Source organism: Klebsiella grimontii (genome assembly GCF_042137965.1).
GTDB classification, from domain to species: domain Bacteria; phylum Pseudomonadota; class Gammaproteobacteria; order Enterobacterales; family Enterobacteriaceae; genus Klebsiella; species Klebsiella grimontii.
Genome location: NZ_CP169722.1, coordinates 122,913 through 143,575 on the forward strand (window position 1 = coordinate 122,913; position 20,663 = coordinate 143,575).

At 51.8% G+C, this 20,663-nt stretch carries 23 protein-coding genes and 4 pseudogenes; 7 read left to right on the plus strand and 20 right to left on the minus strand.

Annotated features, from left to right (window positions below; translation table 11 throughout):
• Positions 1-24: 24 nt before the first annotated feature.
• A complete protein-coding gene (locus tag ACE3MN_RS27480; RefSeq protein WP_060598839.1) occupies positions 25-927 on the plus strand; it encodes a LysR substrate-binding domain-containing protein in 903 nt (300 codons plus the stop codon).
• Between the two features lie 546 nt (positions 928-1,473).
• Entirely contained in the window at positions 1,474-2,886 is a 1,413-nt protein-coding gene (locus tag ACE3MN_RS27485; RefSeq protein WP_060598838.1) for an amino acid permease, read from the plus strand.
• 310 nt (positions 2,887-3,196) lie between these two features.
• Here the strand turns inward: ACE3MN_RS27485 and ACE3MN_RS27490 are convergent, their stop codons facing one another.
• From ACE3MN_RS27490 to ACE3MN_RS27510, 5 genes and pseudogenes are all read right to left on the minus strand, one after another.
• Complete coding sequence (locus ACE3MN_RS27490; RefSeq protein WP_085842394.1) at positions 3,197-3,319, minus strand: Hok/Gef family protein; 123 nt, start codon at positions 3,317-3,319, stop codon at positions 3,197-3,199.
• Positions 3,264-3,473, minus strand: a pseudogene (locus tag ACE3MN_RS27495) (DUF5431 family protein); the annotation flags it as partial. The pseudogene ACE3MN_RS27495 and the gene ACE3MN_RS27490, both read right to left, overlap by 56 nt.
• Before the next feature lie 95 nt (positions 3,474-3,568).
• Positions 3,569-3,994 (minus strand): glutaredoxin-dependent arsenate reductase, encoded by a 426-nt coding sequence (gene arsC / locus ACE3MN_RS27500; RefSeq protein WP_047722610.1) that lies wholly within the window; start codon positions 3,992-3,994, stop codon positions 3,569-3,571.
• A 12-nt stretch (positions 3,995-4,006) separates the two neighbouring features.
• The gene (locus ACE3MN_RS27505; RefSeq protein ID WP_032664847.1) at positions 4,007-5,296 is read right to left on the minus strand and encodes an arsenic transporter; all 1,290 of its coding nucleotides are present in this window, start codon (positions 5,294-5,296) and stop codon (positions 4,007-4,009) included.
• 44 nt (positions 5,297-5,340) lie between these two features.
• The gene (locus ACE3MN_RS27510; RefSeq protein ID WP_032664848.1) at positions 5,341-5,661 is read right to left on the minus strand and encodes a transcriptional regulator; all 321 of its coding nucleotides are present in this window, start codon (positions 5,659-5,661) and stop codon (positions 5,341-5,343) included.
• An 85-nt stretch (positions 5,662-5,746) separates the two neighbouring features.
• On the opposite strand from ACE3MN_RS27510, the gene arsH reads away from it, so the two are divergent.
• Together arsH and ACE3MN_RS27520 are read left to right on the plus strand one after the other, a co-directional pair.
• Positions 5,747-6,445 (plus strand): arsenical resistance protein ArsH, encoded by a 699-nt coding sequence (arsH, locus tag ACE3MN_RS27515; RefSeq protein WP_015572073.1) that lies wholly within the window; start codon positions 5,747-5,749, stop codon positions 6,443-6,445.
• 157 nt (positions 6,446-6,602) lie between these two features.
• Positions 6,603-7,118: a hypothetical protein gene (locus tag ACE3MN_RS27520; protein WP_139041307.1), complete on the plus strand. Its 516-nt coding sequence runs from the start codon at positions 6,603-6,605 to the stop codon at positions 7,116-7,118.
• Positions 7,119-7,678: 560 nt separating this feature from the next.
• On the opposite strand, the gene ACE3MN_RS27525 is transcribed toward ACE3MN_RS27520, so the two are convergent.
• The 11 genes and pseudogenes from ACE3MN_RS27525 to ACE3MN_RS27575 all read right to left on the minus strand — a co-directional run bounded on the left by ACE3MN_RS27525 (position 7,679) and on the right by ACE3MN_RS27575 (position 17,005).
• Positions 7,679-9,048 (minus strand): IS3 family transposase gene (locus ACE3MN_RS27525; protein WP_139041306.1). Its coding sequence is split into 2 segments (ribosomal slippage): positions 7,679-8,568 and positions 8,568-9,048, totalling 1,371 coding nucleotides; the frame shifts between segments, so codons are not numbered across the junction.
• Between the two features lie 450 nt (positions 9,049-9,498).
• Positions 9,499-9,729: a hypothetical protein gene (locus tag ACE3MN_RS27530; protein ID WP_064349736.1), complete on the minus strand. Its 231-nt coding sequence runs from the start codon at positions 9,727-9,729 to the stop codon at positions 9,499-9,501.
• A complete protein-coding gene (locus ACE3MN_RS27535; RefSeq protein ID WP_064349737.1) occupies positions 9,726-10,457 on the minus strand; it encodes a plasmid SOS inhibition protein A in 732 nt (243 codons plus the stop codon). Before ACE3MN_RS27535 ends, ACE3MN_RS27530 begins: the two co-directional genes overlap by 4 nt.
• Positions 10,454-10,885: a conjugation system SOS inhibitor PsiB gene (gene psiB / locus ACE3MN_RS27540; protein WP_064349758.1), complete on the minus strand. Its 432-nt coding sequence runs from the start codon at positions 10,883-10,885 to the stop codon at positions 10,454-10,456. Before psiB ends, ACE3MN_RS27535 begins: the two co-directional genes overlap by 4 nt.
• Before the next feature lie 43 nt (positions 10,886-10,928).
• The gene (locus ACE3MN_RS27545) at positions 10,929-12,923 is read right to left on the minus strand and encodes a ParB/RepB/Spo0J family partition protein (RefSeq protein WP_375364399.1); all 1,995 of its coding nucleotides are present in this window, start codon (positions 12,921-12,923) and stop codon (positions 10,929-10,931) included.
• 67 nt (positions 12,924-12,990) lie between these two features.
• Positions 12,991-13,233, minus strand: coding sequence for a DUF905 domain-containing protein (locus ACE3MN_RS27550; RefSeq protein WP_064349741.1), 243 nt, complete (start codon positions 13,231-13,233; stop codon positions 12,991-12,993).
• A 50-nt stretch (positions 13,234-13,283) separates the two neighbouring features.
• Positions 13,284-13,841: a single-stranded DNA-binding protein gene (gene ssb / locus ACE3MN_RS27555; RefSeq protein WP_375364400.1), complete on the minus strand. Its 558-nt coding sequence runs from the start codon at positions 13,839-13,841 to the stop codon at positions 13,284-13,286.
• A gap of 29 nt (positions 13,842-13,870) precedes the next feature.
• A pseudogene (locus ACE3MN_RS27560) lies at positions 13,871-14,010 on the minus strand (single-stranded DNA-binding protein).
• Between the two features lie 719 nt (positions 14,011-14,729).
• Positions 14,730-15,293, minus strand: a complete 564-nt coding sequence (locus tag ACE3MN_RS27565) for a class I SAM-dependent methyltransferase (protein ID WP_375364401.1) — start codon at positions 15,291-15,293, stop codon at positions 14,730-14,732.
• 48 nt (positions 15,294-15,341) lie between these two features.
• The gene (locus ACE3MN_RS27570) at positions 15,342-16,724 is read right to left on the minus strand and encodes a DUF3560 domain-containing protein (protein ID WP_375216241.1); all 1,383 of its coding nucleotides are present in this window, start codon (positions 16,722-16,724) and stop codon (positions 15,342-15,344) included.
• Between the two features lie 50 nt (positions 16,725-16,774).
• On the minus strand, positions 16,775-17,005 hold the full coding sequence (locus ACE3MN_RS27575; RefSeq protein WP_064360962.1) for a hypothetical protein: 231 nt from the start codon (positions 17,003-17,005) through the stop codon (positions 16,775-16,777).
• A 467-nt stretch (positions 17,006-17,472) separates the two neighbouring features.
• Here ACE3MN_RS27575 and ACE3MN_RS27580 point away from each other — a divergent pair.
• Positions 17,473-17,584 (plus strand): annotated as a pseudogene (locus ACE3MN_RS27580) (hypothetical protein); the annotation flags it as partial.
• A 367-nt stretch (positions 17,585-17,951) separates the two neighbouring features.
• On the opposite strand, the pseudogene ACE3MN_RS27585 reads toward ACE3MN_RS27580, so the two are convergent.
• The 4 genes and pseudogenes from ACE3MN_RS27585 to ACE3MN_RS27600 all read right to left on the minus strand — a co-directional run.
• Positions 17,952-18,061, minus strand: a pseudogene (locus ACE3MN_RS27585) (arsenical resistance protein ArsH); the annotation flags it as partial.
• Between the two features lie 52 nt (positions 18,062-18,113).
• Entirely contained in the window at positions 18,114-18,518 is a 405-nt protein-coding gene (locus ACE3MN_RS27590; protein ID WP_023303013.1) for an H-NS family nucleoid-associated regulatory protein, read from the minus strand.
• A gap of 563 nt (positions 18,519-19,081) precedes the next feature.
• Complete coding sequence (locus ACE3MN_RS27595) at positions 19,082-19,309, minus strand: hypothetical protein (RefSeq protein WP_010434226.1); 228 nt, start codon at positions 19,307-19,309, stop codon at positions 19,082-19,084.
• A 268-nt stretch (positions 19,310-19,577) separates the two neighbouring features.
• Positions 19,578-19,796 carry a cold shock domain-containing protein gene (locus ACE3MN_RS27600; protein WP_000203924.1) on the minus strand — a complete coding sequence of 73 codons (219 nt, stop codon included), beginning with the start codon at positions 19,794-19,796 and terminating at the stop codon, positions 19,578-19,580.
• A gap of 278 nt (positions 19,797-20,074) precedes the next feature.
• Between ACE3MN_RS27600 and cspF the strand changes: the two genes are divergently transcribed.
• Entirely contained in the window at positions 20,075-20,287 is a 213-nt protein-coding gene (gene cspF / locus ACE3MN_RS27605) for a cold shock-like protein CspF (protein ID WP_071847018.1), read from the plus strand.
• A gap of 81 nt (positions 20,288-20,368) precedes the next feature.
• On the plus strand, positions 20,369-20,533 hold the full coding sequence (locus ACE3MN_RS27610; RefSeq protein ID WP_213076230.1) for a YnfU family zinc-binding protein: 165 nt from the start codon (positions 20,369-20,371) through the stop codon (positions 20,531-20,533).
• Positions 20,534-20,663 lie beyond the last annotated feature (130 nt).

The window sequence follows — 20,663 nt, forward strand, 5'->3', positions numbered from 1 at the left end:
GCAGGAGAGAACACGAGGAACGAGATGCAAAACGTGAGAAAGCTCCCCCCACTAAACTGGCTGCGTTCTTTCGAATCGGCGGCAAGACTCATGAGTTTTACCCTTGCCGCAGAAGAACTTCATATGACACAGGGAGCGGTCAGTCAGCATATCAGAAGCTTGGAAGCGCACCTTAAATCACATCTGTTCATCAGGCTGGCGCGCCGTATTGAACTGACGGAAGAGGGACTGGCCTACTTGACCATCGTGCAGGCATCAATTCAACATTTAGAAATCGCCACAAATGAGATTTTTGGTGAAGGGCATCGCAAACAAATCAAGGTTAAAGGGAGTATCGCTTTTTTCACCTACTGGCTTAACGCCCGTCGTCTGAGCCTGTTTCATCAAGAACATCCGGATATCAATATCCAGTTCAACACTGATATCTGGATGCGCGAGGAAAACATCAGCGCCGATATGGAGATTCGTTGGGGGAAGGGCCAGTGGCAGGGCGTCAATTTCGTGCGTCTGACCCATGATAAACTTTTTCCCGTTTGCGGACCAAAACTACTCAATCAATTAAATTTAAATGATATTCATGACCTTGAGCATCATAATCTCATCCATGTTATGGGCTATGAACAGGGATGGGGAGAATGGTTAAAATATGTCGGCTGCAGTACCGTCAATACCTCCAGAGGAATGCAGTTCGACACCTATGCCTGCGTCCTTAATCTTGTTGAGTCGGGATTTGGCGTGGCGCTGGGCCGCTCTTCATTGGTCGAGGATCAACTGAAATCAGGCACGCTGGTCGCCCCTTTCGAACAGCACTTATCGACGACCGAGGATTTCTATTTGATTTATCCGACCACCGGTTTCAGCAACCCTTTTGCCAGACGTTTTGCTGAATGGCTTGTGAGGCATTCGTCAGGGGGTACATTAATGTAATAAGCATTCCATGTGATACAAAAGCACGTTCATTCTGATTGCTGATACTTACCTCTTATACACTGCCCCCTGGCCTGATGCATCTGGGGGCCTTAATGACACAGTATAAAATATAAAATATCAAAAAAAACAAATATTTACAAGACCATTAACCGGTCAATTCGTTCAGTCTCCGGGCGTGGGATATTGCGACAGACATTAAAAAAACGCCCCCTCAGGCCCGTTATTAATTACTTTGCGAATATCAATATTTATTAGATTCTCGGGTTAGCGATGGCACGGATATAGCCGGGAAACTGTTGAGATATCTAAATTAAAATACATATAAGAAATTGAATTTTGTGCCAGCCAGAACGGGCGAACTATATCTCATGGCGTGGATATTAAAATTCCGAAATATATATTACCCGGCAACTGCCTCGTGTTGTGCTCAGGATGAGAATAACGATAAATGCAGTTAATAATTTAACAACATTAATTCGTTGCTTAAATATGACCAGACAACACTCTTATTACTTACGAAAACTATTTTCTCGAGGTGTCCTGATGGAAGTTGCAACAATAAGCAAGTCGCATAGCGATAATTCTTTTAAAAAGGAAATGAAAACTCGTCATATTATCATGCTGGCGCTAGGAGGCGTGATTGGTACCGGCTTGTTTCTGACATCCGGATATACGGTTAATCAGGCAGGGCCATTGGGATCGGTGTTGGTTTATGCGGTAGGCGCCGTAATGGTGTATCTGGTGATGATGTCGTTAGGGGAACTTGCCGTACATATGCCGGAAACCGGGTCATTTAGTCGCTATGCCGCAAAGTTTATCGGTCCGGCAACGGGATATACGGTTGGTTGGTTATATTGGTTAACATGGACGGTGGCGATTGGTTCCGAGTTTACCGCCGCCGGTATTCTCATGACGCGCTGGTTTCCTGAGTCTCCGGTATGGATCTGGAGTCTGCTCTTCGCAGCGTCGGTGATGATTTGCAATATTGTCTCGGTGCGACTGTTTGCGGAAACAGAGTTTTGGCTGTCGCTGGTTAAGGTTATCGCGGTGGTCGTTTTCATTGTCGTCGGTGGGCTGGTTATTGTTGGGGTGTTTCATCACGACAGTTCTATGCAGTACGGGTTGGCAAATTTCACTCGTGAAGGGCTATTCCCGACGAGCCCCGCATCGATCTTATCGGCATTATTAGCCGTGGCATTTGCGTTTTCGGGGACGGAGCTCATCGGGATTACGGCGGGTGAAGCAGAGCACCCGGAAAAGTCAATACCTAAAGCGATCAAAACCACGATCTACCGGCTGGTACTATTCTTCATCGGTACGATTTTTGTTCTGGCAGCGCTGCTGCCCCGAGAGAAAGCGGGTTTGGTCGAAAGCCCCTTTGTGATGGTGTTTGAGTTAACCGGTTTTTCCTATTCGGCGGATGTGATGAACTTTGTGATCCTCACGGCATTGCTGTCAGCGGCCAACTCTGGACTATATGCCGCCTCGCGTATGCTGTGGACCCTTTCCGATCAGGGGCATATTTCGACTTCATTCTCACGTTTAACCGCCAAAGGCACGCCCGTCTTTGCCATTATTTTCAGCATGATGGGTGCAGGCGCATCTCTTTTGAGCAGCGTGCTCTCTCCCGATACGGTGTATTTAGCACTCGTCTCGATCTCGGGACTCGCGGTGGTGCTGGTCTGGATAAGTATTTCAGCCAGCCAGCTCGCTTTTCGTAAGACATTTATCGCTAACGGCGGCAGCGTAGATGATCTCAAATATAAGGTGAAAGCCTTTCCCATTGTTCCCATTGTCTCCATCGTACTGTGCGTGTGCGCGTGCATCGGTATTGCATTCGATCCCTCCCAACGCGTCGCATTGTATTTTGGCATTCCGTTCGTCGTCTGCTGCTACTGCGTTTTCTGGCTGAAAAACAGAACGTCGGGCTATCAACAACAAAACCAGAGCCTGTAAAGCGCCGGGCGCTCCTGTATGAGGTACCAGCGAAGAAGGCCAGGGTCACGACACGACACGATAAGCACATCAATTCATGATTTATGCTCCACGCTTCCTACCCACATTCGGTCGCCCTCATGCAGTTGCGCTTCACTTCTTTCGCAGTGACCAGCTTAAGGCGGGACTTTCACCCACAGGAGTGCGCCCATGCAGGGCACATAAGGAAAAAGGGGCTACCGGCGAACCGGCAACCCCTTCATAAAGGCGCTTCAGGCATGTCAGACCAACGCAGCCCTGAAAAGGCGGGGTATCCCCCGCCTCCAGGTTGCTACTTACCGTTGGATTCGTAAGCCAGGCTTGCCGCGACCTCCCTGTTCCCGTCCTTCAGCCGGACTTCGCATAAGCGGTTCCGGGTCAGGCATGTGAATATTAAGAGCGTTAAACACACGATTAATACGCACCAGACCAGGGCGTTTCGCGGTAGTTTCATGGTTTACTCCTCCTTGCATTGAGCACGGTAAGAGGCCATACTGTTGTTGATGAGACATACAGGGGGCCTCGTGGGTGTACTGCCCCCCAAAAGTTGGACAGAATAATCGAGGCATCTCAGAAAGAGTCCATGGAATACATGGGCTCTTTTTTGTTTGCTGTTAAAGCTAAATAACGTGATCCGCAATCGAATTATCCATTTCGTTGCTTATTACTTCACCCGCTTCCCTGCTTCATCAATAACCTTTTCGCCATCTTCTTTCGTGAATGCACCCTGCTGAGGTTCCGGAATAATTTCCAGTACCACCTCTGAAGGTCTGCACAGGCGGGTTCCTACAGGTGTGACAACAATTGGCCGGTTGATAAGAATTGGATGCTGCAGCATTAATTCTATCAGTTGCTCATCGGTAAACCTGTCATCTGCAAGTCCCAGTTGCTCATAAGGCTCAACATTCTTACGCAGCAATGCACGTACCGTAATTCCCATATCTGAAATAAGTTTAATAAGCTCATCGTGGGTCGGGGGCGTATCGAGATAATAAATTATCGTTGGTTCGTTGCCGCTGTTACGGATCATCTCCAGCGTGTTGCGTGAGGTGCCACAGGCCGGGTTGTGATAGATGGTAATGTTGCTCATATCAGTATCTCATTACAAAGTGACAGAGAGCCGCCACGCCAGCGCGGCCAGAGTGACAAACAGCACCGGCACAGTCATAACAATGCCGGTACGGAAGTAATATCCCCAGGTAATCTTTATATTTTTCTGGGCAAGCACATGCAGCCACAGCAGGGTTGCCAGACTGCCAATCGGGGTGATTTTCGGGCCTAAATCGCAGCCAATCACATTGGCATAAATCATTGCCTCTTTGACGACGCCGGTCGCCGTACTCCCGTCAATCGACAGCGCGCCAATCAGTACCGTCGGCATATTGTTCATTACTGATGAGAGAAATGCCGTCAGGAAGCCGGTGCCGAACGTCGCTGCCCATAACCCCTTGTCTTCCAGCAGATTCAGCACGCCAGACAGGTACTCCGTGAGCCCTGCATTGCGCAGGCCATAGACCACGAGGTACATGCCCAGCGAGAAAATAACGATCTGCCATGGCGCACCGCGCAGGACTTTCCCGGTGTTGATGGCATGGCCTCTTTTCGCCACCACAAACAGCACTGCTGCGCCAGCCGCCGCTATCGCACTGACCGGGATCCCCAGCGGTTCCAGAACAAAGAAACCGACAAGCAGCAATAACAGGACAATCCAGCCCGCCCTGAAGGTTGCCGGATCCTTGATCGCACTGGCAGGCGTCTTCAGCAGCGAAACGTCATACGTTGCCGGAATATCCCTGCGGAAGAAGAGATGCAGCATGATCAGCGTGGCCGCAATCGCTGCCGCATCCACGGGGATCATAACGGAGGCGTACTGCGTAAAGCCCAGACCGAAGAAGTCCGCCGAGACGATATTAACCAGGTTAGAAACAATGAGTGGCAGGCTGGCCGTATCTGCAATAAATCCTGCAGCCATGACAAAGGCCAGTGTCGTGCCCTGGCTGAACCCCAGTGCGAGCAGCATCGCAATCACAATCGGCGTCAGGATCAGCGCGGCGCCATCATTGGCAAACAACGCAGCGACAGCGGCACCGAGCAAGACTATCCAGGTGAACAGCAAGCGGCCACGTCCGTTACCCCAGCGGGAGACGTGCAGTGCGGCCCATTCAAAGAAGCCGGACTCATCGAGCAGCAGGCTGATGATGATGACCGCAATAAATGCCGCTGTCGCGTTCCAGACGATATTCCAGACAACGGGAATATCAGCGATATGGATGACACCGGTTCCCAGCGCCAGCACAGCCCCGATACTCGCGCTCCAGCCAATACTCAGGCCTCTGGGTTGCCAGATCACCAATACCAGCGTCAGCAAAAATATACTCCCTGCCAAAAGCATCTCAGACTCCGTTATATATGATTATGTAAATGTGTTTTTCTTTCTCAGCAGGAGGTGCAGGCTGATTTATCCAGCCATTCACGCACATCCTCCCGCATACACTGCCAGGACGTCATGATTGTCTCTGCTGCCCATGCCGGTATGTGGGGTGACAGACGATAGTGGATCCATTTGCCTTCCCGACGGTCAAGTACCAGCCCGGCCTCGCGCAGGATAGCCATATGTCGCGATATTTTGGGCTGCGATTCGGAGGTGGCCGCACAGATATCGCAGACGCACAGTTCTCCGGACTCCCGGAGAAGCATGACGATGGCGAGCCGGGTTTCATCCGACAGGATTTTGAAAAGCTGAACAGGTTGTAGCATTTTTCACTCCGTTCCCTTTAGAATACACATATGTTAAATCATATATATTAATTTTGAAATCATCTGTTCTCTCCGGAGGAGACAAATGGAACAATTTCCTGCCCTGAATACTGAATGCTTTGATCAACACATTGCCGAACGCCTGCACCTGCAGGAGCCGCCACGGATTCTGATCCTGTATGGCTCAGTAAGGGAACGCTCCTACAGCCGCTTTGCCGCGGAGGAAGCCGGTCGCCTGCTGACGGCGATGGGCGCGGAGGTGAAACTCTTTAACCCCTCCGGTTTACCCCTGCCGGATGATGCGCCGGACACGCACCCTAAGGTCACCGAATTACGCGGCCTGGTCAGATGGTGTGACGGGATGGTGTGGAGCTCGCCGGAGCGGCATGGGGCAATGAGCGCGGTTATGAAGGCACAAATCGACTGGATCCCGTTAAGTGAAGGCGCGGTTCGCCCTTCGCAGGGAAAAACCCTTGCGGTAATGCAGGTTTGTGGCGGCTCGCAGTCTTTTAATGCCGTGAACCAGATGCGTATTCTTGGACGCTGGATGAGGATGTTCACTATCCCCAACCAATCATCAGTAGCCAAAGCATGGCAGGAATTCGATGAGAACGGACGTATGAAACCCTCTTCCTGGTATGACCGTATCGTCGACGTCACCGAGGAATTATTTAAGATCACCCTGCTCCTGAAAGGGCAGACTGATTATCTGGCTGACCGATACAGCGAACGTAAGGAAAGTCATCAGGCACTGTCCGCACGGGTAAATCAGGCCAAAATCTGACAGGGAGACATAGTAACCATGGTTGGCCTCTTCAGGATAACAGCCAGTGAGGCCGGCCATGCGCGTACTCTATGCACATCTTTTACATCTCGGGCGCATCTGCCCCGCATGGGGTTGTGATATAATTCCCGCTCCATTGGATTCGTAAGGGATAACAGTGAAAGGCGTACATAAAAATCTTTCCTTTAATGGAAAAAGCTACTGTATGAAGCACCTCGCGCCTTTGACGTTTATGGCAGAAATCGCCAATATCCCTGACCCCGTACAGATAACAATCAACTACAGCAATCATGTCTTTTCTGACCAGAAAGGAAACGGACCGGAAATTCCACCGGATCGATTTTTCTGTGCTGACAGATATGCTGCCAGTCTTAACCTGCCGCAGATGCTTTCAACAAATCTTCTGACCTCCTACGTTGTTCCCCATATCAATAAGGGAAACAATGAGATGTATCATTATATGGAGGTTAATGACTATGCGATCTTCTTTGACTTGCGTAAGGACAACGGTCACCCGAACGGCTTAAAGCTTTATGTTGTATCAGCTTATGAAGTCAATCAGTGGGGACGACACTCCATACCAAAGAGTAGGCCCATGAAATTTGCATATGTCGCACATCTGCGACTGAATGGACAGACGGTTTACACGTCCAGAAAAGCAAAAAGGCGCTGATATCAGCGCCTTTTCACCAGAGTAGATCATCGATGTTATCCACTCTTGTTGGGTTCCGGTCTGTGTCTTTGGATATCCCGCTCTTAGGCTGGGGGAGATTACTCTCCGACATCAATACCCCATCAACATACCAGTGTTGAGTGGTTCCGGTCAGTATCGATGCCTGAATAGTAATAAACCTGACGTTTACCTGCAAGGTCACTGCTATTCATAGCTATTCATTACTTTTCAGCGTTACGGGAATACGCGTTAATAGCCCACTATTCGCAACCAAAAGCCTCAGAAACAGTTTTTACTGTTGAAACACAATTGGCCTTATGCGTAACGAAGAATCGCTCTCCGGGCTTCCTGTTGCGAATTAGAGGCATGTTTTCCTGCAAAAAAGATTTGTAAATTTTTTACGAGAAGCACTTTTTGCTCATTTTGAATGCTGTTCATTTCAGCCTGGCCGTGTCCGGAACATCAGAAACGCCCCGCAACAACAGGGCTGGTATCAATACTGCTGAGGGCCGTCCGGCCGCGTAACATCAGACCGCCTAGGTGAAATCAGGATAACGTGGCTAAAGCCGCAGCGGGTAGGTCTTCAGGCGGTATTCAACCGGGCTGAGGCCGTTAAATTTAAGACTGATTCGCCGCGTGTTGTAGTAACGAATGTAATCCTCAAGAACAACCTTCAGCTCATCAACATCGTTGAATTTACGGGTGTAGAAGCATTCTGATTTTAACGTCCCGAAAAAGCACTCAGCGCAGGCATTGTCCAGACAGTTTCCTTTGCGGGACATGCTTTGCTGAACCCCAAACTCCCGCAACTGATACTGATACCACCGATGCCGGTACTGCCAACCCTGATCTGAATGAAGTATTGGTCTGCTGTTGGCGTCCATTCTGGCAAATGCCTTAATCAACATGTCGTCAATCATCGGCATTGTGGGGCGTTCTGAGATACTGTAGGAAATGACTTCGTTATTAAAGAGATCGATGATCGGAGAAAGATAGAGTTTGCGGCCGTTGACGGCGAACTCGGTGACATCTGTGACCCATTTTTCGTTGGGCCGGCTGGCTTTGAAGTTACGTTGCAGGAGGTTGTCAGCAGCACACCCACGTTCGCCACGCCAGGAGGTATAGCGCTTTACTTTGATAGCGGCTTTAAGATCAAGAGCATTCATCAGGCGTTGAACCACTTTGTGGTTGATCAGTCCCCCTTCTCTTCTGAGCGCCAGCGTTACCCGTCGATAGCCATAGCGGCCCTGATTTTCATCATATATCTCGCTGATTCGACGATTTATTTCATCATATTTTCCCGGAGAGCGTAGTGCTTTAAGATGATAGTAAAACGTGCTCCTGGGTATACGGGCGGTACTCAGCAACTGATCAAGTGGGTAATGCTGCCTTAGTTCGTCAACAACACGAACCTTATCTCTTACCGAACTAAGGCTTTCAGCTTTTTTAGATAAAGTACCCGTAATTCAAGGGACCGAACTTTTCTTTCCAGCTCCTGAATATGTTTATCTTTCGAACGTTCCAATGCCACTTCAAGCGCAACAGGATCATCAATCATATGAAGTGCCCTTTTTTTGCCCACACGAAGAGAACGAAGCCCTTGCTCTCCATGTTCGCTGAACACCTTCATCCACTTCCCAACAGATGCCGCACCAGCAACGTTAAATTTCGCAGCTGCCTGCGTCTGGGAAATCTGCCCCGTCAGCACAGCCTTCACGGCTTCTACTCTGATTTCGGGATCGATTGATACGCCCTTATCTCTGGGCTTCAGACCTTCTTCTCCATAAACATCATAGGCTGCAACCCATAATCTTACCTGGGTTCTGGGAACGTTAAAGCGAGCTGATGTTAAGCGATAGCCTTCATCAGTAGCTAAATAGTGCATAACCACTTCGAGGCGCTGTTCAAAGGTGTACTTACGTCTTGACATGGGACTCTCCAGTTTGAGAGTCCAACTAAATGGGCGCAGTGCATGTGGTTGGTTAATGAAAATTAACTTCCTACGGGGCTTTCTTCTTTCTGCCGCACAACACGGTAACAAACCACCTGCACGTCATGAGGCAAAAAGCCTCAAGCGCCGTCGCCATTATACCGTGTAGTCCATTATGTACCCAGGACTAACCATCTGAAAAAAGGCTATATCCTCATACTTTTTTCTGTTCGTTCTCCGCCGTATACCCCAGAGCGTCCCTTATCTCTGCAGCCCGCTGTTCACTGCCGGTACTCATGCCTGCCCGGTACACCAGACTGAGCAAACCGTGTAACAGCATCCAGTCATCCCGCATCAGCTTTGCATCAAGCCGGCATAACAGTTTTCCTGATACCGCATGGCGAAACACGGTACCTGCTTCCTTTTTATCGAATTGCCTGCTGACAATACTTATTCAACCTCCCTGTCACTGCGCCCGTTGCCCCAGTCCCGGATTTGCTCATCCAGCGCCTGAATATGTTGATCGATACTCTCAACCAGTCGCTCGCTTTCGGTCTCCAGCCAGCCACTGAGTCCGTCCCATTCGCAGGTCATCTCTGTCAGGCGGGCAGACATGGTTTGCAGCTTGTTGCGTTGACTGCGGGCCACTTTCAACTCTGTTTTCCAGGGATTGTTTCTCATACCGCTCGCCTCTGCAGCGCCAGTTTGTTGGGTACCTGCCAGCGTTCCGCCTGACGGACAGCCTCCGGGGAGTCACTCACGATGAAGCCGATTTCATGAATGACCCCGTACAGTGGCTCCTTCGCGTCACGCAGCCAGTCCAGGGAGTCCAGCGAGGCAAACCGCGACCGCCAGTGCCAGAAAGCAGGCTCCAGCTCCCGCGCGTCAAACTCGTCGGTCCACCGGCGATACCAGTTGCTGACCGTCTCCGGCGACTGAAAATTCAGCTCCGTGACTGCCTGTCCCAACAGGTTCTGCCGTAACCGCCAGTGATGCGCCAGCGCCCGTTCTTCCCGGCGCATCTTACGGGTAAACGCGATGTTTCTGCGTTGCAACCGGCGTTCTGTCCGTGTGTGCTGCACCTCCGGAAACAATTCGGCCTGAACATCCACCGGCAGCGGCAGCGGGCAGCATTCCCCGTGGCTGGCAATCAGTTCATCGAGCGCCTCCTCCACCTGTTTGAGGCTGCTCAGGCGATGCTTCGGGTCCCAGTTCAGGCCGGGAATGCGCTGCGCCACTGCCGTGTTCATGCGGCTGTTCCTGGTCAAAATTCGCAAAAATGTCCGGACATGGGGCATTGAGGGCAAACGCGCCCCCCGTAACTGAGCGTCTTCCACGAACATGATGGCCTGCAAAGCAGCCTGTCGTGCCGGTTTTAGGGTCACAATGGCATGGGATGAGGGGATCATTGTGCGCCCTCCTGTGCCAGGGTACTGATGATGCTGGCAAACGAATAACCGTCAGTATCGAGACACGCTATCAATGCCAGCGTGTGGGAGATCAACTCCGGGTTAAATACTTCCATGCTACGAACAACGGAGAACGGCTGGCCGCCACGGGTCACAAAGACGACAATCCAGCGCGCACTCAGCTCTCCCGGACTGCAGACCGCCACATCAAAATGACCGTGGGAGGGGGAAAAACGGATCTGTACCGGAAAGAATCCGCCGAACTCGCTTTTATATTCTCCGTTGACGTCCCAGCTCGCCGGACAGGACAGGTCCCGCATCACGGCATGGGTGAGTTCACGGCGAAAATCTTCACCGGCGGCGCGGTAGTCTTCAAGCTCTCCGGCGAACATGGTTTTCAGGACATCGGTAGTAATGATCGTGTTCATATTCTTCTCCTTATGGCCGCCCCGCAGGGCGGCGTCTCCGTTATCAGGCTGCGTGAGCCGTATGATCATCAGCGTCTGCTGCATCATCAGTGATGACGGGTTTCACTGTGGCCGGTGGCAGCATCCATTCAGGAACCCATCGGGTCTCCGCGAGGGCATGCTCTGCATGCTCAGCAGCATCTTTTTTCTTCATTTTCCCGGCATCAGCTGCTGCACCTGTTCTTCCTGCCTCGTTAAGCGCATTAACAATCTGCTGTTTGCTGAGCATACTGAGGAAATTGTCTGCGGTCGGTGTCCACCAGTCCCTCATATCGAAGCCGATCGCTGTTTCCACACCATCAAGGTAACTACGGGTGGTATGCCCCATTGTTCGGGTCTGCACGCCATACACTGAACTGGCGGTACAGAACGCCATCAGGGACATCAGGGTTTCCCCGTCGAGGGTGAAAAACGTGGTGAAATCCTTCGACCAGCCCTCCGGTAACAGTGCCTGCAGGCGTGCTTTTTCCTGCATCAGCGTCTGCCAGGCTTTTCCGGTTTTTCCGGCAGGAGATTCGCTGACAAGGGATGTATGATGCTCAGTGACTTTCATGTCGAAGGGATGACTGGCTGACATGCCACCGTAGTCAAACACGCAGGAACACAGTCGCCAGACCATCATTGCCACGGCTTTTTGTGGTTGCAGCATCAGCGCAGCCTGAACGGCAAGGGTGCGCTCGGAAGACATTTTTTTCAGCAGTGGTTCGCTGATGCTGTCCACGGGTTCCTCAATTTTTTTAGTGATGACGGTGTTTTTTTTCCGGTCAGCCTGTTCATCCTCCTCCCGCTCCGGGGCAATCTGGCGGACACCGCGCTGAATGTTCACTTCCGCGCCCCAGAAGCTGACCACCACGCCACATTCTGCTTTCTGGTCTGGCGTCCATTCACGGTTGATGGCCGCGCTCTCCATTTCGTCAATCAGTGCCTGAATAGCGTATTCATCATCGTGTGTTTCGGTCGCCGCCTGTGTGGCATAAAGCTCATCGAGACGCTGCTGCTCATCAGTGGTGAAATTTGCTTCGGGGACGGAGCTCAGCTGGAAATGCTTCGTGTCATCTCCCCATGCCCGCAGGGGAGCGCTACGGGCCTGTGACCACGCCCAGCCTTCGCTTTGCTGTATTTCGACGGCCAGCGAGGTCAATTTTGTCTGGATCAGGCGCTCAATCAGCACCTTGTCCGCTGTACCCTCCCCCTCTTCCGCACTGAACAGATCCTCACGTACGATACCGCCCGCAGCTTCGTAGGTTTCACGCCCGACATACTCAAAATCAGGACTGGTTAATGAAATTTCCCGATCTGTCACCGCACTTTTCAGCAGATATGGCGCGGTATGGCCATAGGCGGATTTGACGTTTTCATAGACCTGCAGCTGACGGGTCGGATCATTTTCCAGAGCCAGCGCCTGACACTGCTCAATCGTGACTTCATCCTTTGCCAGTTGAGCCAAAAGCTCCGGTGCCAGCCCGGCGAGTTTGAGCATGCGCTTAACGTGGCGGCCACCGTAACCCAGCTGGGCACCGATCTGCTCAGGTGTCATCCCCTGAGCTGAAAGGTCGCGAAAGGCGTAGATTTGCTCAGCCGGATGCATCGCGAGGTGTTCATCGTTCTCGATAAAAGAAACAAGCCGCGCCACCTCGTCGCTGACACGCTTAACCGGCACCAGATACTCGCTGTCAATTTCCTTTTCGCTGGCGAGCAGGTTGAGCCCTTCGCGCCGACGACCTCCTGCCGCTACGCCAGATTTTCCTTCCGGCAACGTGTGGACAACCAGATTTTGCAACAGCCCCACGGCTTTGATGGATGTGGCCATGCTGCGTACGCTGGCCTCCGGGTAAGGGATCACACGGACATTCAGCGGCGATCTGACTAAGCAGGACAGGGGCACATATTCAAGCGTAGCGGCTTCCAGTGCGGCTTTAAGGGTTTCAGCGGCTGCAGCCTGAGCCGCTTTTTTGCTGGTTTTTGCCGGTGTTTTTGCTTTAGACTCGGTGACTGACATAATTGATACCTCTCTGATATTGATGACTGTCTGCCGGACAGCCCACCTGTCCGGCACCTCTTACTGCTTATTGCGTTTTACGTTTCCCGTAGTTCTGGATATAACGATTCATCCAGTACTCACCGCCGGGTTCAAAATTCCAGACGCGCCAGATCATCTCGCCGTCCCGACGAACAACCAGACGAAAGTGGGTACCCTCATCGTCTTCAATCGCCACATTCTGATACTGCGATGCCACCTCTGACGCCTGCTCACGGGTGAACGTGCCGTCTGGCAGGGATTTCAGAGGGGGCATAACGTTGTGGTTCATGTGCATCTCCTTTTTCTGCCCCGCCGTTAACGGGGCGTATTCATCATGATTCAGAAGGGGGCATTGTCATCCATCGGCGGGTAATCATCCGGGGACGGCTGCGGGGGTTGCTGAGACGGTGCGGCACTCTGTGTGGCTTTTTTACCGCCCTTCGCTTTCGGGGATTTAACAGGAGCCTCAGCAGGTTGTGCCGGGGCGGCAGGACTCTGCGGCTGCGCGGGTTGCTGAGGGGCGGCGCTCTCAGACGGATTACCCTCACGACGGCCACCCAGCATCTGCAGGGTGCCGTTCTGCCCGATCAGCACTTCGGTGACATAGCGGGTGATCCCGGCATCGTCCTGCCAGTGGCGGGTACGCAGCTGGCCCTCGATGTAGACCTGCGCGCCTTTACGCAGGTATTCGCCCGCCACTTCCGCGAGCTTGCCGAACATGACAACACGGTGCCATTCGGTGTTTTCGCGCAGTTCCCCGCTCTGTTTGTCACGCCATGTTTCAGACGTGGCCAGCGTCAGGTTTGCCACCGCGCCGCCGTTGGGCATATAACGCACGTCCGGGTCCTGCCCCAGATGCCCAACCAGAATGACTTTATTCACGCCTCGAGCTGCCATGATGAATCTCCTTAATCCGTTGTTTGCTTTTAAAAACCATCACCCGTTGAGTTTCGGGAGCCGCGGTTTTGACGTTTGCGGGAACCTGCTGTTTTGTTCCCGATGGTATGACCTTCACCCGTTTGAGAACCTTCGCCGCAAGGGCGTAAACGAGCACGGCCCGGTGCAGATGTCCGGGGTGAGCGGGAAATTTTTATCGGTCTAATGGCGCGAAGCGGAATGGCCGGAAAAAATTTATTGCGAAAGGCCACGCCGTCCTTGGACAGCCAGGCGGGTTGTGCTTGTCTCAGCCCAGGCGAAAGGGGCTTAAACGGGTGAACGACACCAGGAAATGAAATGAGCAGGGACCCGCCGCAACGTCGGAGCGCGGCACGCGAAACGGCGTTGCCCCTTACAGCCCGGCGGCCGTTGGTTTTCGCCGGGGTGCAGGGAGCGCAGGCTACGGCGCGACAGGGCGGCGCATCCGGAACGGATGCTGCAAGCCTGCCGTTGACGTTGCGTCATGGGATGGAAACCCGCTGCCCCGAAGGGGCCGGGCAGAGACAGCGCAGCTGGCTCTGTGCGGAGCATGACAGCCCGCCCGGACGCCCGGAGTCGGCTCACACAACAGAATGGCGGTCAGCAATCAGGACCAGAAATACGCGAGAAACGAAGAAGGAAAGCCGGCGGAAACAGGTGTATTACCACTCGCCATCAGCTGCTCAGCCGGAACAGGAGAAAAGGAGTCACCGTTAACCGTCATACTGTAAGGAAGAGAGGGCCAGGATGAACGCGAAGAGGAAGCGCCGGCGGCGCGTCAGCGCGGCCCGTTCTTCCTGCGCCGCAGGCGCGCGGCCTTTCCGGCGCGGCCAGACGGGGGCTCACTCCCCCGCCGGGCTAACCGGGCTTTCAGACGGCGATCCTGAGTAGCACAGTTGAAACGTCGGTATACGTGAATGTACCCCGCGGCAATGGCTCCCAGGCATCAGAAAGCGGCTTCAGTATGGATTGTTGCCGCGGCCCGTTCAGACAGACCGCCGACACAACGCCGCCGGGCGCCAGCAGCGTCACTGCTCGCTGTATATGCCGGATATCCTGCGCATGGTTAAACGGTGGATTCATGATAATTTTGCTGTAGTGGTATTCCGGCCGGTACGCCAGAAAATCCCCCTGCCAGACGCTGACGCCCGCGAAATTTTCCCGCAGATGGCGGACCAAATCCGCGTTCAGCTCCACGGCGTCACACTGTGCCCGTGGCGCGGCTTCCCTGACCGCCCGCAGAATGGCGCCGGTTCCCGCTTCCGGCTCGAGAATGTGATCAGAATCCACAACCTCCGCCAGACTGACCAGACGACGGCAAACCGGATCGGGCGAGACAAACAGCTGAGAGCCTGCACGGATTTCTGTCACCGGTGTTCGGCCATCCAGCCTGGCCCGCATCCCCTTAATGCGATCCCTGAGTTCGCTGCGCATGAGTCAACCTCCCTGAGCTCCCCGGCACCCTGCCGGGGAGTTTGTTTGCTATTTTTGCGGAATTTGTACCGTTTTCATGTCGGTGATATAGACATTCACCAGCGTACAACCGTGAGTCATACAGCGGCGGAAGCGGTACGCCCCGTGTGTCTCATTTTCGGCCATGCCCCGGACAGCCTTATAATCCCCCGGCATTTTGGCCCATTCGGCTTTTGTCATCTCCCGGAAACCCTCCCCCGGATAGTTGACGATCGGTGGACGTTTTGCGGCCTGTTTCGCGGTGCTGACCTCTTCGGCTGACGGCGCTTTATAGTCGGTGATGCGATCCGGGGTCAGTTTCATGGTTCCCCCATACCCCAGAAAGCGGTAACACGGCGTTTCCACCGAGCTCACCTGACCATGACTCGTGTTGATGCGGATGATGGTTAACCACTCGCCCCGGCTTTTCACCTGACCGCCAGGCGCAAATTCCTGTGTCCGTGTGACGACGCCGCCGCTTTCATTGAGCATCGCGCGTTCGTAGGCCAGGCGGTTCTGGTAATGATTAACCCAGCGTTGCTGATGGCGGATCGAGCGTTCGTGACAACGAACCGCTATATCGCGGGCCTGTTCAAAGGAAATGATTTCCTCTGCCAGCGCGGAATGCAGGGACATCCGGCCTTCATACTGGCTTCTCTGTGCCGGGCGGGGGTATTTATCGAGCGAGAAACAGGCCGAAATGTGGTCATAGTTACTGATAAGCCGCGCCTTGTTCAGATCGAGCGTTTCGCCACGCCACATCGTCATAAATTTCTGCTCCCCGGCGATGTTCTTTTCTGCCTTGCGTAATTCCGCCTCGAGCTTTTTGATACGCCGGTAACGTACATCCGGACGCTCTTTGTATTTCGCGTGACGTAGTGAGGCCTCTGCGCGTTCCTCCCAGTATTCCGCGCGTTCAAACAGCATCACCGCGCGCTTCATGCCGTTTTCGATGCGTTGCGCATCACGACGCGCCCGACGTTCGCTGTGATGGCCAACCAGAATCGGCTGGCCGAAGGGGATCGAGGATGCCAGCGCATCGACATGTGAAAGCACCTGCTCAGATTCACCGGCGCGTTTATCGCTGTAGTCGTTAAAGCGTTCCGCGCGTTGCTCCTGACGGTCAAAAAGCGTGCTGTCTTCGTCCTCGATATAGCCGGCGAGGGACAGTAATACATCCTCGCGACCCGGCGTCCAGGCTGGCGCAACAAACAGCCCCTGTTTCGGCGCCCACCGGAACCCCGCATCGTGCACTTTCTTATAGGTTTCTTCATCGAGGCGCAGCGAGGCATAAAGCCGTAGCTTGTTATCATCCGGGGAATAGGTCCCCCGGTACGCCTGGCCGATACCTTCTTCAGCATCGGTTTGCGGGATGGTTTCGGCACTAAGTGCCTGTGCTAAAGCCTGAGTCATGATTTTTCTCCTTCCTGCAGTTGCCGCCCCTCGCGGGGCGGCTCACCTCATCAGTTAAATGCGCGTTTCAGTTCAAGGGTGCGGAGCAGCTGTCCGAAAGCGGCGTTTTTCATCGCGGGGATATGAACGCCGCGCCCCTTGCGGTGACTTCTGGCGATATGGCGGCCAAAAGCTTTTAACGCGGGGTCAATCTCCGGCGCGGGGATCTCGGCACGGGAAATGCGCGGATGCCGACGGGGCTTTACAGCCTCTGCGGAAGGTGAAAGAATGGTCATGTTCATTACGTTAACTCCTTCTGGTAGTTAATGAAGCCGTAAAAACCGTTAGCGCGATTTGTACGGCGTGGATCAAGCAGGGGCTCCCCTGCTTTTTTCATTTCTGCGGTTCGTTGTCTGCTTCTCCTGCCTCCTTTAACCAGCCTCGTTTTTTCCTGATTTTTAAAGAACATCACCCGTTGAGTTTCGGGAGCCGCGGTTTTGACGTTTGCGGGAACCGGCTGCGATATTCCCGATGGTATAAACTTCACCCGTTTGAGAACCTTCGCCGCAAGGGCGTCAACGAGCACGGCCCGGTGCAGATGTCCGGGGTGAGCGGGAAATTTTTTTCGGTCTAATGGCGCGAAGCGGAATGGCCGGGAAAAATTTATTGCGAAAGGCCACGCCGTCCCTGGACAGCCAGGCGGGTTGTGGTTGTCTCAGCCCAGGCGAAAGGGGCTTAAAGGGGTGATGCACCAGGAGCGGAACAGAGCAGGGACCCGCCGCAACGTCGGAGCGCGGCACGCGAAACGGCGGTGCCCCTTACAGCCCGGCGGCCGTTGGTTTTCGCCGGGGTGCAGGGAGCGCAGGCTACGGCGCGACAGGGCGACGCCTCCGGCACGGAGGCTGTAAGCCGCCGTTGATGTTGCGTCATGGGATGGAAACCCGCTGCCCCGGAGGGGCCGGGCAGAGACAGCGCAGCTGGCTCTGTGCGAAGCATGACAGCCCGCCCGGACGCCCGTTGCGAAAACGGGTGGGTATTTGCATTCACTTGACCACCCGTTTGCATTTTATTTGTCCATCGCCAACAAAAAATCGCCACTGATGCTGAGGGGGAGTCATGGCATTGCGTGACCGGCAGCTGTGTGCCAATGGCAGACGTTGTTAAGCTCATGCAGTATGGATTCACGAAGAACATACGTTATTTTTTGTCCTGATTGACTCGGAATGAAAGCTCCTGATGGCTCTCTTTTCACTCGCTGTAGCGATCTGCAAGATAACCGGTTTCTCCCTTAAGCAGCACTGTGATTTTAAACAGGCCTCGGCTACATCGACGGAACTAAATGTTTCTCGACTATTCTCTAAGGCAACTTGCGGCATTTACAAAAAAGAGCCGGGTTTTACCCGGCTCTTTTTAGCTGATTTCAAAATCTTTTAATTCCCCACCTTCAGCAATCAGATTTGAGATCCGCTTCGGCATTCGCCCCTGACCTGACCATGTTTTTGACTCTCCAGTTTCGTTAGTATATCGATACTTCGCGGGGCGGGGGGAGCGCGTCCTTTTAGCCTTACCCGGAGAGCCAATAGCAGCTAAAAGTTCGGAGGGGTCGATACCCTCATCAAGCATCATCTGACGAAGTGTTTCCAGTTTATCGCGGCGCTGACTTTCATTTGCAAGACGTAATGTCTCTTCTTCTCGTCGTTCTATAAGAATAATTTTAAACTTTTCCAGAACATCTTCCAGTACATCTAATGACATTTCACGAGTCTGAGAACGTAAGGTACGGATATTGTTTAACTGTGTTAGAGCATCTGACATAAAGAGACCTTTTAAAGTTTTTTCGTTGTTCAGCAAATACCAATGTCGACGGTTGCTCATCGACCCGATTTTTCTTACTGAGCATTTTAATGCGATTGGGACATATTGTTATTAACGAGGTTTAGACTACTTATATAAATCTCTTGTCGCAAGAAAAAATTAAGAAGAATGTGTAAGAACTAAATTACAACTCCTACGAAATGTCCATGCGTTTTTGAAGGTACTTAAAACTATGATGCCAGGAGTCATCCGGAGAGCCTTTTTATATCCTCATAACTTATTGCTTCAGTCACACCTGATGAGATTTAAAATGAGGAGAGACAGCGCCGCCACTTAGCAAGGTTTTTCACAAATGGCAAGATGGCACGCAGGGGAGAGACACCTGCATTTTGTCAGAAGGTAGCGAATTACTTTTTCTTTATAGAGGTGTTTCTAAAAAAGTGTAATGTAAAAAAAAAGCCTGCTGTTAGCAGGCCATAAATGTTTTCAACTCATTTTTGTTCGATTCTGATAAATAGGGTAAGCATGCAATTAAACGTGGAGCAGAGAGCATGACAAAAATGCTATAAATATTTCCTGGCCGCATCAAGTATCTCCTGTGACGTTAACTCCCTGTCAGTAGCCACGTAAACAATACCATGATCGCCAGTTAAGGAAGGAAAACCTGCAGACATAATCCGAAGATGTGTTTCTTCACCGTTTGGATATTCCTGCCTGATAGAGGATATACCTTCCAGAACGGTCATGACTTTACAGGATTCAGCATTAAAGAAAACAAGGACTTTAATCATATTCTATTACCCTGTTCTCTCGTGGATATTAACTGGCAGATGCCATTAAGGTCAATGCCATTACGCACTTCTTATTTAACATGTGGTTAGTTTGTGCTTTTAGACTTTTTATGCAGTAGTACTGCACTTCATCACATCGGTTAGCATACTCATAATTTTGAAAAATATGCTGATCAGATATTATGAATAAACGACTTTCATCTGATTTAAGTTATGGATCTGTCTACTCAGGAATAATCCTTTATAGTTATCGCAGACCCACAATGATTTATTTATCGCAAAGTGTTACGTTTGCAGCAGCAGGACCCTTGTCTCCGCGGTGAATGGCGAATTCAACTTTCTGACCTTCAAATAAAGTTTTAAAGTTGTCGCCATCAAGTGCAGACAAATGGACAAAGATATCTTTGCTGCCATCAAGAGGAGAGATGAAGCCAAAACCTTTGTCTTCGTTAAACCATTTAACCAGGCCCATAATTCTAGAGGTCATACTGACTCCGTTATACATGATTGTATTGATAGTAAACGTATAGGATTAAACATATGGACTCAAAAGAGGGGATATCAACGATAGCGCCTGGTAATGAGAACTGCCCGGAAAATTTCTAACTTTCATTAGTACATCGAACTGATGGGATTCATTAAGGCACAGGGAATCGATATAAGCAAATTATCTTTTAGCCGTCCAGAGGTCCTGTAGGGAAAATAAAAGTGGCTGAATGCCATTTTCAATGTATAGTCTTTACGTGTTTTCAATAAGGAATTGACTTGTCCCATAAAATGACAGGAATTGTCAAAAGCTTTGATATTCTTAGTGGTAAAGGCCTCATCATCCCATCTGATGGAAGAAAAGACGTTCTGCTTCACATTTCAGCCGTTAACTCCCGCGAATCAGAATTACTCATCCTTGGAAGGCGCATAGAATTTTGCCGGATAAACGGTCTCAGGGGGCCTGTGGCTGCGAACATTTATCTTTCCTGATTTTCAGTGTGTCAAAATAGATAGATTAAAACTTAACCATATGTGGTACGGTGAAGCTCATTCATTGAAAGGTTAATGGTTATGTCTGTTATCAATTACGCAATGAAATTCTTCAGCAGTGCGTCTACTGCCACTGCTGCCTGTCCTGTTTGTGGCTTAAAATCAGTACAACCGTTGTCAAAAATCCGGCTCAACCAGACCATGCTTTGCCCCGGATGTAAGGCTCTGTTTATCTCCCGACGCTAGCTCGACCAAAACCGCAGAACAGAGCTCATGTCCTATACTTATGTTAGATTCCGGCAGCTGTTAAATCCCTGATGCCTGACGCCCATCCTGAGAGAACGTTTCTGAACTGATTTCGCAACTGCTCCTGCGC

Excerpts from the sequence above, each read along its gene's own strand:
- ACE3MN_RS27530 (WP_064349736.1), bottom strand. The coding sequence starts at position 9,729 with ATGAGAAACAATCCCTGGAAAACAGAGTTGAAAGTGGCCCGCAGTCAA.
- ACE3MN_RS27505 (WP_032664847.1), bottom strand. The coding sequence starts at position 5,296 with ATGCTTTTGGCAGGGAGTATATTTTTGCTGACGCTGGTATTGGTGATC.
- ACE3MN_RS27595 (WP_010434226.1), bottom strand. The coding sequence starts at position 19,309 with ATGATTAAAGTCCTTGTTTTCTTTAATGCTGAATCCTGTAAAGTCATG.
- ACE3MN_RS27485 (WP_060598838.1), top strand. The coding sequence starts at position 1,474 with ATGGAAGTTGCAACAATAAGCAAGTCGCATAGCGATAATTCTTTTAAA.
- ACE3MN_RS27575 (WP_064360962.1), bottom strand. The coding sequence starts at position 17,005 with ATGAACATGACCATTCTTTCACCTTCCGCAGAGGCTGTAAAGCCCCGT.
- arsC (WP_047722610.1), bottom strand. The coding sequence starts at position 3,994 with ATGAGCAACATTACCATCTATCACAACCCGGCCTGTGGCACCTCACGC.
- ACE3MN_RS27570 (WP_375216241.1), bottom strand. The coding sequence starts at position 16,724 with ATGACTCAGGCTTTAGCACAGGCACTTAGTGCCGAAACCATCCCGCAA.
- ACE3MN_RS27565 (WP_375364401.1), bottom strand. The coding sequence starts at position 15,293 with ATGCGCAGCGAACTCAGGGATCGCATTAAGGGGATGCGGGCCAGGCTG.
- ACE3MN_RS27545 (WP_375364399.1), bottom strand. The coding sequence starts at position 12,923 with ATGTCAGTCACCGAGTCTAAAGCAAAAACACCGGCAAAAACCAGCAAA.
- ACE3MN_RS27535 (WP_064349737.1), bottom strand. The coding sequence starts at position 10,457 with ATGATCCCCTCATCCCATGCCATTGTGACCCTAAAACCGGCACGACAG.
- ssb (WP_375364400.1), bottom strand. The coding sequence starts at position 13,841 with ATGGCAGCTCGAGGCGTGAATAAAGTCATTCTGGTTGGGCATCTGGGG.
- psiB (WP_064349758.1), bottom strand. The coding sequence starts at position 10,885 with ATGAACACGATCATTACTACCGATGTCCTGAAAACCATGTTCGCCGGA.
- ACE3MN_RS27590 (WP_023303013.1), bottom strand. The coding sequence starts at position 18,518 with ATGTCAGATGCTCTAACACAGTTAAACAATATCCGTACCTTACGTTCT.
- arsH (WP_015572073.1), top strand. The coding sequence starts at position 5,747 with ATGGAACAATTTCCTGCCCTGAATACTGAATGCTTTGATCAACACATT.
- ACE3MN_RS27550 (WP_064349741.1), bottom strand. The coding sequence starts at position 13,233 with ATGAACCACAACGTTATGCCCCCTCTGAAATCCCTGCCAGACGGCACG.
- ACE3MN_RS27610 (WP_213076230.1), top strand. The coding sequence starts at position 20,369 with ATGTCTGTTATCAATTACGCAATGAAATTCTTCAGCAGTGCGTCTACT.
- ACE3MN_RS27510 (WP_032664848.1), bottom strand. The coding sequence starts at position 5,661 with ATGCTACAACCTGTTCAGCTTTTCAAAATCCTGTCGGATGAAACCCGG.
- ACE3MN_RS27480 (WP_060598839.1), top strand. The coding sequence starts at position 25 with ATGCAAAACGTGAGAAAGCTCCCCCCACTAAACTGGCTGCGTTCTTTC.
- ACE3MN_RS27600 (WP_000203924.1), bottom strand. The coding sequence starts at position 19,796 with ATGACCTCTAGAATTATGGGCCTGGTTAAATGGTTTAACGAAGACAAA.